Annotated in this window: 15 protein-coding genes; 6 read left to right on the top strand and 9 right to left on the bottom strand. The window is 70.2% G+C overall.

The annotated features are described in order from the left end of the window. Positions 1-62 precede the first annotated feature (62 nt). The 7 genes from EL338_RS24030 to EL338_RS24000 form a co-directional block, all read right to left on the bottom strand. Positions 63-725: a phosphodiesterase gene (locus tag EL338_RS24030; RefSeq protein ID WP_126336038.1), complete on the bottom strand. Its 663-nt coding sequence runs from the start codon at positions 723-725 to the stop codon at positions 63-65. After that, positions 722-2,845: a catalase gene (locus EL338_RS24025; protein ID WP_126336037.1), complete on the bottom strand. Its 2,124-nt coding sequence runs from the start codon at positions 2,843-2,845 to the stop codon at positions 722-724. The genes EL338_RS24030 and EL338_RS24025 overlap by 4 nt, the downstream gene beginning before the upstream one ends. 261 nt (positions 2,846-3,106) lie before the next feature. After that, the gene (locus EL338_RS24020) at positions 3,107-3,685 is read right to left on the bottom strand and encodes a PAS and ANTAR domain-containing protein (RefSeq protein WP_126336036.1); all 579 of its coding nucleotides are present in this window, start codon (positions 3,683-3,685) and stop codon (positions 3,107-3,109) included. A 135-nt stretch (positions 3,686-3,820) separates the two neighbouring features. Then, positions 3,821-4,273: an Hsp20/alpha crystallin family protein gene (locus EL338_RS24015; protein WP_126336035.1), complete on the bottom strand. Its 453-nt coding sequence runs from the start codon at positions 4,271-4,273 to the stop codon at positions 3,821-3,823. A gap of 169 nt (positions 4,274-4,442) precedes the next feature. Further along, on the bottom strand, positions 4,443-5,165 hold the full coding sequence (locus EL338_RS24010; RefSeq protein WP_126336034.1) for a pyrimidine reductase family protein: 723 nt from the start codon (positions 5,163-5,165) through the stop codon (positions 4,443-4,445). Beyond that, positions 5,162-5,602, bottom strand: coding sequence for a flavin reductase family protein (locus tag EL338_RS24005; protein WP_126337085.1), 441 nt, complete (start codon positions 5,600-5,602; stop codon positions 5,162-5,164). Before EL338_RS24005 ends, EL338_RS24010 begins: the two co-directional genes overlap by 4 nt. 126 nt (positions 5,603-5,728) lie before the next feature. Beyond that, positions 5,729-6,178 (bottom strand): STAS domain-containing protein, encoded by a 450-nt coding sequence (locus EL338_RS24000; RefSeq protein ID WP_126336033.1) that lies wholly within the window; start codon positions 6,176-6,178, stop codon positions 5,729-5,731. Between the two features lie 414 nt (positions 6,179-6,592). Here EL338_RS24000 and EL338_RS23995 point away from each other — a divergent pair, with 414 nt between their 5' ends. From EL338_RS23995 to EL338_RS23970, 6 genes are read left to right on the top strand one after another with little or no spacing between them, the layout of a single operon-like run. Then, positions 6,593-7,594, top strand: a complete 1,002-nt coding sequence (locus EL338_RS23995; RefSeq protein ID WP_126336032.1) for an AAA family ATPase — start codon at positions 6,593-6,595, stop codon at positions 7,592-7,594. A 3-nt stretch (positions 7,595-7,597) separates the two neighbouring features. After that, positions 7,598-8,470, top strand: a complete 873-nt coding sequence (locus EL338_RS23990) for a DUF58 domain-containing protein (protein ID WP_126336031.1) — start codon at positions 7,598-7,600, stop codon at positions 8,468-8,470. Beyond that, entirely contained in the window at positions 8,460-8,933 is a 474-nt protein-coding gene (locus tag EL338_RS23985; protein ID WP_126336030.1) for a hypothetical protein, read from the top strand. The genes EL338_RS23990 and EL338_RS23985 overlap by 11 nt, the downstream gene beginning before the upstream one ends. After that, positions 8,924-9,877 carry a hypothetical protein gene (locus EL338_RS23980; RefSeq protein ID WP_126336029.1) on the top strand — a complete coding sequence of 318 codons (954 nt, stop codon included), beginning with the start codon at positions 8,924-8,926 and terminating at the stop codon, positions 9,875-9,877. The genes EL338_RS23985 and EL338_RS23980 overlap by 10 nt, the downstream gene beginning before the upstream one ends. Continuing rightward, positions 9,874-10,812 carry a vWA domain-containing protein gene (locus tag EL338_RS23975; protein WP_126336028.1) on the top strand — a complete coding sequence of 313 codons (939 nt, stop codon included), beginning with the start codon at positions 9,874-9,876 and terminating at the stop codon, positions 10,810-10,812. Before EL338_RS23980 ends, EL338_RS23975 begins: the two co-directional genes overlap by 4 nt. Then, the gene (locus EL338_RS23970) at positions 10,809-11,498 is read left to right on the top strand and encodes a hypothetical protein (RefSeq protein WP_126336027.1); all 690 of its coding nucleotides are present in this window, start codon (positions 10,809-10,811) and stop codon (positions 11,496-11,498) included. Before EL338_RS23975 ends, EL338_RS23970 begins: the two co-directional genes overlap by 4 nt. On the opposite strand, the gene EL338_RS23965 is transcribed toward EL338_RS23970, so the two are convergent. Beyond that, positions 11,495-12,238 (bottom strand): hypothetical protein, encoded by a 744-nt coding sequence (locus EL338_RS23965; protein ID WP_126336026.1) that lies wholly within the window; start codon positions 12,236-12,238, stop codon positions 11,495-11,497. The genes EL338_RS23970 and EL338_RS23965 overlap by 4 nt on opposite strands. Positions 12,239-12,289: 51 nt before the next feature. Then, entirely contained in the window at positions 12,290-14,011 is a 1,722-nt protein-coding gene (locus tag EL338_RS23960) for an asparagine synthetase B family protein (RefSeq protein ID WP_126336025.1), read from the bottom strand. Between the last annotated feature and the right edge of the window lie 7 nt (positions 14,012-14,018).

Here is a 14,018-nt window from a genome sequence, read left to right as displayed (position 1 = left end):
TGCAGAAAGATACCCAGATCGGCGCTTCCGAAACGCCATAACCGGCGGTGAACAGGCTGTTGTCACGCGTCGCGGCCTTGTCGGCTGCTGCGGTAGGCGCGCCGGCGCACCGCCGTCAGCCAGCGCGGCAGCAGCTCGACACCGGGGGCGACGTTCAGCGTCGGGTCGAAGGCCACGTCCTCCGGCGGCCACTTTCCCTCCAGCGCGCGGTCGAATTCCAGCACCGCCATCCGGGTGAACTCGCCGCGGCCTCGAGCCTGCTCGACCTCGAAGGTGATCGGCGCGGCGTGCAGGTGCTCACGGACCACGTCGAGGCCCAGCCCCGCGACGTCGGTCGGCGACGTCATCCGGGCCCGCAGCCAGTACACCTCGTCGTCGTAGCCGTACGGCATCAGCGTCGAGAACTCGGCGGAGGTCCAGGAGGTGGTCGGCCGCAGCAGGACACGCGCGTTGGCCGACACCATCAGGACGTCCCAGGGCCGACCGCCGGCGACCGAGCGGGTCCGCCACGCCAGACCGGCGAAGTCGGGCACCCCGCCGGGTGTGCCCACTCCCTTCGAGATCCGGCCCACCACTTCACCACCGGCGATCGGCAGGCCGTCGCCCTCGTCGGCGACCCGGCGCAGGTGGCCGCCGCACAGCACGCCGTCGGGATGGAACACCCGCGCGTGCCGCAGGGCGGCCCCCGCGCGAAACGGGAGTGCGGCGATCTCGGCGGCGTTCATCGGCGCGAACGTTTGGCGGCCGCCGCGGGACGGACCGGCGGCGCGGTCGAGGCGAGCACCTGCTCTTCCCGCTCCCAGACCCGGTGCAGCCCCACCGCACTGGTCAGCGCATCGATGAAGCCACGGTCGGCTTCCTTGGCGACGAGCACCCCGGGATCGTCCTTCGTGATGCCGGCCGCGGTGAGCAGATCCAGCCCGGTTCCCCAGGCGCCCAACGCCTTGCAGTGTCGGTAGGCCTGCTGCAGGAGCAGCACCACCTTGATGTCGGGCGCGCTGGCCATTCCGCCGGCGACGACGACGGCGTCGAACTCGATCGACCGGGCGGTGAGGAAGGACCGCTCCACGATGACGCTGCGGCGACCGCTCTTGAGCGTGCCGCCGGCCGGCGCGGTCACCAACGGCACCGCGCCCAGCTTGGACAACGCCTTGACCAGTTGCGAGAGCTCCGCGAGATCGCAGCCCGCGTCGGCGATGATGCCGATCTGACGGCCCATGATCGGGCCGGGTTCGGCCGGGACCTGGGAGAGCGCGGGCGACAGCGTGACGTCGGCGGGCGGGGCCCCGTTGGGCGCCGGCAGACCGAGCCCGGCGGCCACCTGTTGGCACAAGTCGGCGTCGACGTTGGCCAGCACCTCGAGTTCGCGTTCCTTGACCGACTGCTCGTAGCACTTGCCCAGTTCGAAGGTGAACCCCTCGACGAGGTGGCGCTTCTCGACCTCGGTCAGGCTGCGGTAGAACGCAGCCGGTTGGCTGAAGTGGTCCTCGAACGAGGCGGGCTGCGCGCGCACCACCGGCCCGCTGACCTCCCGCGGGGTGGGCACGTAGGCGCCGTCGGCGGCGGTGGCGACCTCCGGCAGCCCCTTGTCGAGGCTGTTGGGCCGGTACGGCGCCACCCCGGTGTGCACGCCCATCTGGTGCATGCCGTCGCGCAGCATGTCGTTGACCGGGCAGTGCGGCCGGTTGATCGGCAGCTGCGTGAAGTTGGGTCCCCCCAGCCGGATCAACTGCGTGTCCAGGTAGGAGAACAGCCGCGCCTGCAGCAGCGGATCGTCGGTGGGCTCGATACCGGGCACCAGGTTGCCGATGTGGAAGGCGACCTGTTCGGTCTCGGCGAAGAAGTTCGTCGGGTTGCGGTTGAGGGTCAGCTTGCCGATCGGCTGCACCTCGGCGAGTTCCTCCGGCACGATCTTCGTGGGGTCCAGCAGGTCGATGCCCGCAAAGGTGTGGGTGCCGTCGTCGGGCAACACCTGGATGCCCAGTTCATACTCGGGGAACGCGCCGGCTTCGATGGAGTCGGCGAGGTCACGGCGGTGGAAGTCCGGGTCGAAACCGGCGGCCAGTTGCGCCTCCTCCCAGACCAGCGAGTGCACCCCGGCGGCGGGCTTCCAGTGGAACTTCACCAACGTGGTCTCACCCTTGGCGTTGGACAACCGGAAGGTATGGACGCCAAAGCCTTCCATCGTCCGGAACGACCGAGGGATGCCGCGATCGCTCATCTGCCAGAACACGTGGTGGGTGGCCTCGGTGTGCAGGGAGACGAAATCCCAGAACGTGTCGTGGGCGGACTGGGCCTGCGGGATCTCGCGGTCCGGGTGCGGTTTCGCGGCGTGGACGACGTCGGGGAACTTGATGCCGTCCTGGATGAAGAAGACCGGCATGTTATTGCCGACGAGGTCGAAATTGCCCTCGTCGGTGTAGAACTTGACGGCGAATCCCCGGGTGTCCCGCACGGTGTCGGCCGACCCGCGGGACCCGACCACCGTCGAAAACCGGGTGAAGACTTCGGTTTTGGCGCCCTTGGTCGCGAGGAACGCGGCGCGGGTGTACGGCGCGGCGGTGCCGTAGGACTCGAACACGCCGTGCGCGGCGGCCCCGCGCGCGTGCACCACCCGCTCCGGGATGCGCTCATGGTCGAAGTGCGTGATCTTCTCGCGCATGTGGAAGTCTTCGAGCAGCGTCGGTCCGCGTTCGCCGGCTTTGAGCGAATGGTCGGTGTCGGGGATGCGGACGCCCTGCGCGGTGGTCAGGACGCGACTGTGACCGGAACCGACGGCACCCTGGGCATCGATACCCGGTTCGACGGCGTCGGGATCGGACGCGGAATTCTGCTTGGCGGGCATTTTTCCTCCAGATGGTGGTGCGGGTCGCCGACGCATCGGCGCCTTGGGGCTGAGGGCGCGCCGCGGCGACGCCTCGTGGCCGGATACCCGTCTGTGCGCTGGGCAAACGCGTCAGTTTCGGGATGTCGCGGCGGGCGCGAAAACGGCTGTCACCGTGCGATTCCTGCACCGGTCCCCGGCCGGTTCAGTTCTGCGCGGTGCCCTCGGTGAGCCCGGTGGTCATCAGGATGTGGTCGACCGTCGTGCGGTCCACCTCACCGATCACGGGCTGGAGCACCAGCTTCTCGATGAGTTGTTCGCAGAGCGACCGGAGTTTATGTTGGTGTGCTGGGAACGCCACCGGAGAATGTCGAACGCCCGGTCGGCGGGAATGTTGTAGATCAGCATCAGCATGCCCTTGGCCTGCTCGATGACCGCGCGGTGGGTGCTGAAGTCGGCCACGGCCGTATTGAGGGCGTGCGCCAGTTGGTCCTTGGCCGCCCCGGTCACGTCGACGTAGAAGCCGTCGGCGCCGACAACGGCGCCGGTCTCGTCGAGCAGACGGGTGCTGGCCACCAGGACGTGGTGGACGTGGCCCCGGCGGTCGATGATCCGGTGCCGGCTGGACAGTGGCACCGCCGAGGTGGACAACTGGTCCAGCAGGGCGGCGAACTTCGGACGATCCTCCGGATGCTTGTGGGAGAGTGCGAATTCCGTTGTCACCGTCATGGTTTCGCGGGGATACCCGTGCATCGCCGCGATCTCCGGTGACCAGTTGAACACGCCGTCGTCCAGGCGCAGGCTGAAGTTGCCCACGCGTGCGGGGGATCCGTCATCGTCCAGATCCCCCGACGCCGTCACCGGAACCTCCCTTGCGGTTGTGCGCCATCCGCGCGCAAGCGGCGGCGATGAGAATGTCGGGTTGATATTCGTGGGTCGACGATGACGGCGGGTGGCCCTCGGCCGAAGCCGAGGGGCACCCGCCACCGTGACTTGTTAGGTGTCGGCGTCGACCGTTGCGGGTTCGATGGATCTGGCGTCGCCGGCGTGGCTGACTTCGATGCGTCTGGATTTGGCCTTCTCGGCCAGCGGTATCGTCACCGTCAGAACACCGTTTTCGTATGTCGCGCTGATCTTTTCGGAATCGATACCGTCGCCCAGGGACAGTTGGCGCCGGTAGGTGCCGAAGAACCGCTCGTTGGACAGCCACTGGACGGTTTCCTCGGAGCGGGCCGTGCGGTGCGCGGTGAGCGTCATGGTGCCGTTGTCGACGTTCACATCCACAGAACCGGGATCGACACCCGGCAGGTCGGCGGTCAGCACGTAGTGATCGCCGACTTTGTAGAGGTCCATCGGCATGAAGCGGGGGGTTCGACTCGATCCGGTCTGGCTCGACAGTAGCCCCCGGGTCATGGCATCAAGGTCACTGAACGGATCAAAACGAAGCACAGCAGTCCACCTCCTCGAACACTCGGGCCTGCCCCCGTGGCGGGCCTCTTACTGCGCTACGCCGCCCAGATTAGCACTCCGATGCTGAGAGTGCTAACACTTTTTTCCGCTATTCTTCAGCTGCCGCGGGCGTCCGGGAGGGGCTCTAATGCACTCCCCGACACCACCTTTAGGCTTCGTCGCGCGAGTAGCGGGTGAAGAGGTAGCCGTCGTGGATCAGCGCGTGACGCAGCCGTAGCTGGCTCGGGACGGAGAGCCGACTGGGGGCGGCGCTTCCGACGGGTTGGCTGCCCGCCAGTTGTGGTGCCAGCGTCACGCAGATCTCGGTGAGCAGGTCGGCCTCGACGATCTCGTGCAGCAGCGTCGGCCCACCCTCGCACAGGACACGGGGCATGCCCTGGTCGGCAAGGGCCGCGAGGGCCGCGGCGATGTCCACCGTGTCCCGGCCCGCGATCAGCACACGGCGGCGCGAGTCGGTGATCAACCGATGTTGCTCGGCCGCAACGGCGCTGGTGATCAGGATCGCCTGCTGGGTGGGGTCGGTGAACATGCTGTCGGGCAGTCGGCCGGTCTGGCTCACCACGGCGATGGGCGGCAGCGCGGGCCGTCGCTGTGCCCGACGCTCGGTCAGCAGATCCTCGGAAAGCCGGACGGGACCGTACCGCTCGGCGCGGACCGTACCCGCCCCCACCAGGACCACGTCGGCGTACCCGCGCAATTCGCGCAGCAGCCGTTGGTCGGCCGGCGACGACAGCGGCCCGGCGCGGCCACCGAAGGCCGCCGCCCCGTCGGCGCTGAAGATCATGTTGGCCCGCACCCCCGCGGGGGCGTCCCGGTAGAAATCCCGCAACTCGGCGCTCGCCTCGACGTGCGCGGTCTGCAGGTCCGTCATGCGTCGTGACCAGGATCGAGGTCGCGGACGTCGGCGAAGGTCACCCAGTCCTGCAGTCCGTCGGGCGATTCGCCGGCCATCGGCCGCAGCAGGTGGCCGACGTGGTCGCCGAGATCGAAGCGCTCGGAGATCTCGCCAACGAACCACGCGGCGGCGTCGTCGAGGATCGGTAGCCCGGCGGGTCCCTCGTGCCAGGTGCACCGGGCGAACTTGTCGGTGCGGTCGCCGGTCTCGGTGCCGAACAACTCCGACAGGCCGAGGTGTTGGCGCGCCACGAGGTGCACGGCCAGGTGGGTGGCGTCTTCGGCCAGTCGGAAGGTCGCGTTCTTGCGGGACAGGCCGACAAGAAACTTCGGCGGGTTGATGCTGGTCTGGGTGGCGAAGCCGACGAGGCAACCGCCGCGCGTCGTGCCCGCGCGGGTGGTCACGATGAACATCGGATAGTCGAGCGCGGCGGCGATCTTTTCGAAGGGTCCGTGGTCGTCGCTCACCGGGGGACCCTGCTCGGCTGGTTCATATCGTGGCGGTGTACCCCGGCGACTGCGCGGCGTAACCTCGGGCCGTCAGCCGGCCGAGGCGATGCGACGTCGGTACTGCGCCACCTGGTTCAGCCGCGCGATCGCCAGGTCGACGTCCGAGCACAGCGGCAACTCGCCGTTGGTGTCGCAGATGCCCAGCAGCCGACGTACCGGCGGGCTGCCCACCAGCATCCAGTCGACGTCGCGTCGCGTGGACTGCACGCTGATGTAGTACAGGGCGGTGAACCCGGCTGTTCCGAAGAAGTCGACGGCCCGCAGGTCGAGGATCAACTGCTGGGAGGCCCCGGTGTGGGCCTCGACGTAGTGGCCCAGCGCGCGACCGTTGACGGCGTCGACGTCGCCGCAGGCCGCGATGCGGATCCGGTTCGTCGAGACGGGGTGCACGGAAAAGGTGGCCCGGCCGCAGCGTTTGGATTCCCGGATCGATCCCGGGTCGGGCCGATACAGCCGGATGGTGCCGGTGGGGCTGGTCATCGGAGACCACCGGACCGAATATTCAAATGAGCCATCGTCTGAGCCACCCCTCATTGCCCTGCGCGTAAGCCTGTGAAATGGGCCGCGACGGCACTGGCCTGCCGGGTGCGGCACGGACGTTCGTTGCGACCCACGGCTGTAAGCTCAACCAAGCCCAGATTACTACTGATTTCGCATCGTGGGCAGGCTTTGGTGCGGTGAATATCCCCGCAGTTCGGGGGCCGTGGAGGTTCGCTGGAACGGACCGCACCGCCTTCTGCGAGGGGTTTCGGCGACGGATTTCGTTGTGACCTCGCGCTGAGGTTGCGGTTCTCGTCGGCGTCGGTCCCGAGCGCCACGGATTGGTCGGCTCCGCATGAGATCGCCGCATCGGGGTACTCCTTGCCGTGGTCGGGTTGCTCTCAGGAAGGACACATGACCTCAGCAGGTATGCAGCTCGGCCAGCGCGACTTGGCCGAGGCACAACGCGTCGTCAACGCCGTGGCCTCGTCGTTCGCGGCGAAGGTCGTCGGTCAGGGGCACCTCCGGGAGTCCATGCTGGTGGCGTTGCTCGCCGGTGGGCACCTGCTCATCGAGAGCGTGCCCGGGCTGGCCAAGACCACCGCGGCCCGCGTCGTCGCCGAATCCATCGACGGGGAGTTCCGGCGCATCCAGTGCACCCCGGACCTGCTGCCCAGCGACATCATCGGCACGCAGATCTACGAGGCGGCCACCAACTCGTTTGTCACCCAACTCGGACCGGTGCACGCCAACATCGTGCTGCTCGACGAGATCAACCGGTCGAGCGCCAAGACGCAGAGCGCCATGCTCGAGGCGATGGAGGAGCGGCAGACGACGATCGCGGGCGTCCAGTACCCGATGCCGCGTCCGTTCCTCGTCATCGCCACCCAGAATCCCGTGGACCAGGAGGGCACCTACCCGCTGTCGGAGGCCCAGACCGACCGGTTCATGCTCAAGGAACTGGTCAGCTATCCCTCGGTCGACGACGAGGTGGAGGTCATCGCCCGGATGGACGCCGGGGTCTTCGACCCCGATCGGCCCGCGCCCCCGGTGGTCGGCGTGGCGGACATCCGGCGGGCCCAGGAGGTCACCCGCGCCGTGCACATGGCCCCGGATCTGGTCCGGTACGCCAGCACGCTGGTGTCGGTCACCCGCCATCCCGACGAGCACCTGCCGGCGCAGCTGGCCCGGCTGGTGGAGTACGGTGCCAGCCCCCGCGCCACGATCGCCTTCTGCCGCACCGCGCGCGCCATGGCCGTGCTGCGCGGCCGCAATCACGTTGTGCCGGAGGATATTGCGCGCCTCGCGCACCGGGTGCTGCGGCATCGCTTCATCCTGGGCTTCCAGGCCGCCAGCGAGCGGGTGACGCCGGATGTGATCGTCGACGCGGTGCTGCGCGCCGTGCCGGTGCCCTGAATCATGGGCACCCACCTCGACCGCGCCCGGGTCCATTTCGGACGCGACACCAGTGGCTTCCTGGAGGGCGGGCGCTACGCGCTGATCCACACCCGCAGCCTGGAGTTCGACGAGTTGCGGCCGTATGTGCCCGGCGACGACGTCCGCGACATCGACTGGAAGGCGACTGCCCGCTCCGGTCACACCTTGATCAAGCGGTTCGTCTCCGAGAAGCATCACAAGATCCTGGTGGTCGCCGACGCCGGGCGAAACCTCGCCGCGGTCACGCCCTCGGGTGAGCGAAAGCGAGACGTGGCAGCGCATCTCATCGGCGCCATGGGGTTGATCACCCTGCAGCGGTCCGACGAGATCGGCATGGTCTTCGGCGACGCCCGCGGTTGCGTGGACATCCGGCTGCGCCGCGGCGAGACGCACCTCGAGAGCATGCTGCACCGGTTCCACGACCATGGCCGGGGCCGCCCCGGGCCCAGCGCCGTTGTCACGCAACTCGATTGGGTGGCCCATCACTACCGCCACCCGATGCTGGTCCTCGTCGTCTCCGACGAACCGGACGTCGACGACCGCCTCGGGGCGGTGTTACGCCCGCTGACCGCCACCCACGACGTGATCTGGGGTCTGGTCATCGACCAACCGGCCGTCACCTCGGTCTCCGACGATCGGTACGGGTACGACCTGGGCAGCGGACGACGGGTGCCGGGCGGGGCGGTGCTGGGTTCGACGGTGGTCGAAGCCTACCGGCGCGCGGAGAAGGAACGGCGCCGATCGCTGTCGGAGTTCCTCCACTCCTGCGGCGTGCCGCACGCACGACTGGGTGGCAGCGGCGACATCCGCGCCGCCCTGACCACCATGACCGGGGTGCTCGCCCGTGCCCGATGAGCTGTTGCAGTACCTCATCGCCCCGTCGCCCTATTCGGCGCGGTGGCTGTGGTTGGCGATCCTGCTGACCCTGGGGCTGATCGCCTGGTATGGCGCGGTTTTCGCGCTGACCGGCCCGGGTCGACGGCTGGCCGAGGTGCCGGTGGTCGGGGCCCTGCGCGGTGAACTGCTCAAACGGCGGGCCGTCGGCGCGGTGCGGGGGATCGGCCGCCGCCACCGCGCCGGCGAACTGGACGCCGCCCAGGCCGGGGCCGCGCTGAGCCGGGAACTGCGCGAGTTCCTGCATCAGTTCACCGGCGTTCGCGCCCGGCACCTGCAACTGTCCGATCTCGCCGCCGGCGAATTGGCCGCTGCCGCACCGCTGCTCGCTGATCTCAACGACGTGCAGTTCAACGCCGACTCCGACGTCGACGTCGCGGCCGCAGGGGCGAGCGCCGAGGAGTTGATCCGCGCATGGACCTGATGTGGTGGGGCGTCGTCATCCTCGGCCTGGCGCTGCTCGCGGGTTGCGTGGCCGCGGCGATGCTGCTACCCGACGCCGCCGACCGGCGCGAGCTTCGACTCCTGGCGCACGTCGACCGGCTGACCCGGCTCCCGGAGTACGTGCGGGCCGTGCGCCGGCGGCGGGTGTCGTTGGTGGTCGTCCTCGCGTTGGTCGCGGTGGGCTTCGCGGCCGCGCTGGTGGCCACCGCCCGCCCGTCCGGATGGCCACACCTCGGCGGCACCTCGGCCGCGGCGCAACCGGAGGACATCATGGTCTGCGTCGGGGAATCGCCGGACGAACCGGCCGTCGCCCGCGCCCTCGACCATGTCGCCGAGCGCATCGGGACGCTCGGGACCGCGCGCATCGGGTTGACCGCGGCCAATATGCGCGTGGTGCCGCTGACCCGCGACTATCAGTACGCCGCAGCGCAATTCACATCCTATGCGGGCAGCGAGGCCGCGGTGTCCCCGGTGTCGTATGTCGACTACACCCCCACCGTCGAGGACGTGCTGGCCATGTGCCTGACCGGATTCCCGTCGTTCGAGGAGCCGGCCGGGCAGCGCCGGTCCCTGGTGTACGTGGGCCCGGGCAGCTTCGGGGCCACCGGAACCACGCCGTCGCTGCTCAGTGCGGAGCGGTTGCGTGAACTGGCCACGACCGCGGGTGTGCAGGTCAACGTCGTGTACACCGGCGACCCGAGCGCCGGCCTGGACGCCCTGGTCCGGGACACCGGCGGGCTTTCGGCCGGTCCGACCGGCGATGTGGCCCCGCGGCTGGCCGAGATCAGGGACAACCGGCCGGCCCCGACCGCGGCCGACGACGCCGGGACCGCGGTGGGCGCCGAGACCCCGGACGTCGCGCTGGTGCTGGCGGTGCTGGCCCTGGTGGCGTTGGCGCTGTGGCCGGTTGTGCGGCGATCATGAGCGTGCACCCGGTGTTGCCGGCGCTGGTGATCGCCCTGCTGGCGGTCGTCTTCCTGGGCGCCCGATTCCGCGTGCTGCCCCGAAAAGGGCACGGCGGCAGCCGGAGCGCGCTGTGGCGGTGGGCCGCGGTGACGGCGGCGGGAGTCCTGCTGTTGGTCGCCGCGCTGCGCCCGGTAGTCGGGGAGGAGCCCGCGGCCGCGCGCGCGGCCGGCGCCGATGCCCCCAACGTGTTCGTGCTGCTCGACCGGTCACCGGGGATGGCGGCGCCGATGGCCCAGGCCCGCAACGATATCGACGTGCTGCTCGACCGTCATCCGGGCGCACGTTTCGCCGTCATCGAGTTCGACGCCGAACCCGACCTGCGGTGGCCGCTGTCGGCGGACACCTGGAGCCTGCGCCCGGTGCTGGACGCGGTACGCCCGCAGCCGCGCACCGCGGAGAACATCGCGCGGGCCAACGCGGGCGCGGCCGGCACCGTGCTGCGCTACCAGTTGATCAGCGCCGCCCAGCAGTACCCCCGCGCCGACAACCTGGTGTTCTACCTCGGGGCGGGGGCGCCGGAAGCCGAAGTGCCGCAGCGGGAGATCGTGCTGCCGGAGGATGCGGTGGACGGCGGGGCCCTGCTCGGCTACGGTGCCGGCGCGCAGGCCGCGAACCCGGCCGGGGGCACCTTGCGCGCCGTCGCGGCGCAGATCGGGGTGCCCTACCTGGCGCGCGCGGCGGACACGCCGCTCGACGCGGCCGCGCTCGGCGACGGCGCCGGTCGGGACGCGGAGTCGCCGCCGAGCACCGCGGAACGCACCGAATTGTATTGGGTCCCGGCCGGACTGGCGGCGCTGCTGCTGTTGGCCGAGCTCTACCTGGTGCTGCGGGGGCTGCGCCGCGAACTGGGCGCCTCCGCGCCGATGCCCACCGACGAGGAGGTGCGGGCATGACGGCGACCCGGCGACGTCTGCTCGTCTACTCGGCCCCGGTGGCGGTGCTCGTCGTGCTGGTCGTGCTCAAGTGCGTCTCGGTGGTGCTCGCGGGCAACTCCGCGGTGTCGAGTTTCGAGCGCCGCGACGCGGCCGCGCTGAGCACCGACGCCCGGATCCTGTCGGTGCTCAACGTGATCGAGCCGGCGCGGGCACACTTCGCGGCCGGGGCGCAAGCCGTGCTCGAGGACCGCCTCGAGGACGCCGAGCGGTCGTTCGCCGATGCCCTGGCGCACACTCCGGCCACGGCGGACTGCCCGGTGCGGGTCAACCTGGTGCTCGTGCAGGAGAGCCGCGGCGATCGGGCGGGATGGGCGCGCGACGACCGAGCGGCGACCGCGCTGTACTCGCAGGCCCGGGAGGTCGCCGAGCAGGCACCGCCGGGCTGCTTCGCCGACAACGCCGATCCGGATCCGCAGCGGCGTGCGGTGCGCCACGACACCCTGCCGCGGCTCGAGGCCAAGCTCCGCACGGTGGCGGTGCCACTCGTGCCACCCCCGGTACCGCCGCCACCCCCGCCGGCCGGCGGGTCGGCCGGTGCCGGTGGCGCCGAGGAGAACGCGCCCAGCGAGCGGCGGTTGCACCCCGAGTCCGGCGACCCGCTGGACCGGCTGCAGCAGATCCTGCGCGACGGGGCGTACCGCTAGGCCGGGTCCGGCCCGGTGCCCAGGCACGTCGACGCCGCCGGTAGTTCCTCGGCCAGGAACACCGTCTGGGCCATCATCCGGTAGCCCGACATCTGCTCGCGGAGCACCTCCAGGGATTCCTCGGGGTGCACCGAATCGATGACCGCGTGCGGACCCACCGCGTTGAACTGATGGCTGACCCCGCGCGGAACCTGCATGTCGACAAACGAATTCGGCGGCACGATCACGTTGTACCGGGTCCGGCGAACGGCATCGGCTGCGCCGTCGGAGATCTCGTCGACGAAGCTCTCCGGAACGAACGGCGTGACGCCGGGGACCTCGGTGACGCGGAACGGTGACAGGCTGCCCACTCGGATGTGCGTGTCCGGGCCGGTCATCAAGCGGACGAACCGCAGACCGGTGTGCCAGTGCATCCGCGAGCAGATATCGCGTTCGGTCACGTCGTAGAAGTCCATGATGTAGCGGTCGGCGAAGTAGCCGTCGAACGGCTTCTCCACCATGTAGACGTCGCCCTCCTCGAACGTCTGGGAGCGCACGATCCCGTCCTCGTCGGGGGCACAGGCCGCCGGGCTGGCCTTGGCGCGGGTGACGATGGCGGCAAACGTCTCCACGACCACCTGCGCCACCTCGGGCGGGAACTGCGCCACCGGCGTCACGACGTTGCGCCCGGCGTCGGTGAACGTGGCGAGGTCGTGGACCTCGTTGCCGTCGTCCGGATGGATCTTCATGCCCTCGGGCATCGCACCTCTTCTGGTCGAACTCTTGTCAATTGCGTGGGTGTCCGGTGGTTCTCACGGTTGAACGTCGTAGGCCCGCAACCACATCTCCAGGGTGAGCACCAGCCAGACCTTGCCGCCCTGGCGGGGCAGCAGGGTGCCGTCACCGCGCAGCCAGGCCCGCAGGGTGTCGGCGCGGAAGATGTCCCGGGTCCGCGCCGACGGCCCGAGCAGCAGGTCGTGGCTGAGGTCGCGCAGCGGACCGGTCAGCCACTGCTGGACCGGGACCCGCATCCCGCTCTTCGGTCGGTCCACGATGGTCGAGGGCAGCAGATCACGCACCGACTCCTTGAGGATCCACTTCTCCTCGGTGCCGGCGAGCTTGAACCGCGGCGGGATGCTGAACGCGTAGTCGATCATCGCCGCGTCGAACAGCGGGGACCGGCCCTGGACCCCGGCGGCCGCGGTCAGCCGCTCGACCTTGGGCAGGATGTGGTGCGCGCCCTTGGTGCGTAAGTTGGTGTGCAGCAGCTGATTCAACAGCGTTTTCATCCGGCCCGGTTGCAGGTAGGGCAGCAACACGTCGGTGAGCGGCGGCGCGTGCTCGAGTTCGGTCAGCGCGCCCGCGGACAGCAGGACCGGGACGTCGTCGAGGCATTTGCGGTAACTGTCCAGGTAGGCCCGGGCCCGCGCCGTCGGGGCGGGGTCGTCGCGGAACAGTTCGAAGATGAGCATCGGCAGGTTCTTCGGACCGCCGAACACCGGGTCGCCGCCCTCGCCGTTGAGGATGGTGTCCAAACCGTCGTCGGCGGCGGCCCGCGCCAGCATGAGATTGGGGACGGTCAGCGGGTCGCCCACCGGGCAGTCCAGCAGGGCCACGGTCTGCGCCAAGCGCGCCGCCACGGCGTCGCCGGACACGGTCAGGACGCGGTGGTCGGTGTGGCAGTGGGTGGCGACGAGTCCGGAATAGGCCAGTTCGTTGGGCGTCGTACCGTCGAAGGCAATCGAATAGGTGTGTACGCGTTGGTCGTGGAGCTTGGTCGCCAGCGCGGTGACCAGGCTCGAGTCGATGCCCCCGGACAGCAGCACCCCGGCGGGGCCCGCCGGCAGCCGGCGCACCGTCGCCTCCTCGAGCAGCTCACGCAGCCGCAGCGCGTGTTCGGCCGCGGTGCCCGGCGCGTCGGCTTCCGCCGGCTCCCAGAAGGTTTCCTCGGTCGAGGTGCCGTCGGGGCGCAGCCGCACGCAGCGGCCCGGCAGCACCTCGTGCACGCCGCGCAGCAGGGTCGCCCGGTCCGGCAGGTACGCGAAGGTCAGGAAGGACCGCACCGCCGGCAGGTGCAGCCCCGTCCGCAACTGCGGCCAGCGCCGCAGCGCCCGCAGGGACGTCGCGGCCGCCCACGCCCCGCCGGCGCGGGCGACGAACAGCGTGCGCGCCCCCACGTGGTCGCGGATCAGCAGCAGGTCCCGGCCGTCGGCGACGGCCAGGGCGAACATGCCGTCGGCGGCCGCGAGCCCTGCGGTGCCCAGCCGGGCGTAGCAGTGCAGCAGCAACTCGGCGTCCGGGCAGTCCGCCGGGGGCGCATCGGCGCCCAGCAGTGTGCGCAGCCGCGCCCGGTTGTAGAGGGTGACCTCGCCGACGGCCGTGAACCGCCCCACGCGGTGCGGCCCGGTGGCCGCGCCCGGCTCGTCGAGCAGGCCCAGTCCGTGGTCGCCGGCCGCGGTGACCGCCGCGGCGCCCACCGCCCGCAGCTGGTCGGCCGGATCCGCGGTCGTCAGGAATGCGCACCATCGAGACATGGTTCTC

The sequence above is a fragment of the Mycolicibacterium chitae genome (assembly GCF_900637205.1).
GTDB lineage: Bacteria > Actinomycetota > Actinomycetes > Mycobacteriales > Mycobacteriaceae > Mycobacterium > Mycobacterium chitae.
Note: the sequence above shows the minus strand (reverse complement) of the source record. Positions and strands in the feature narration are given on the sequence as shown.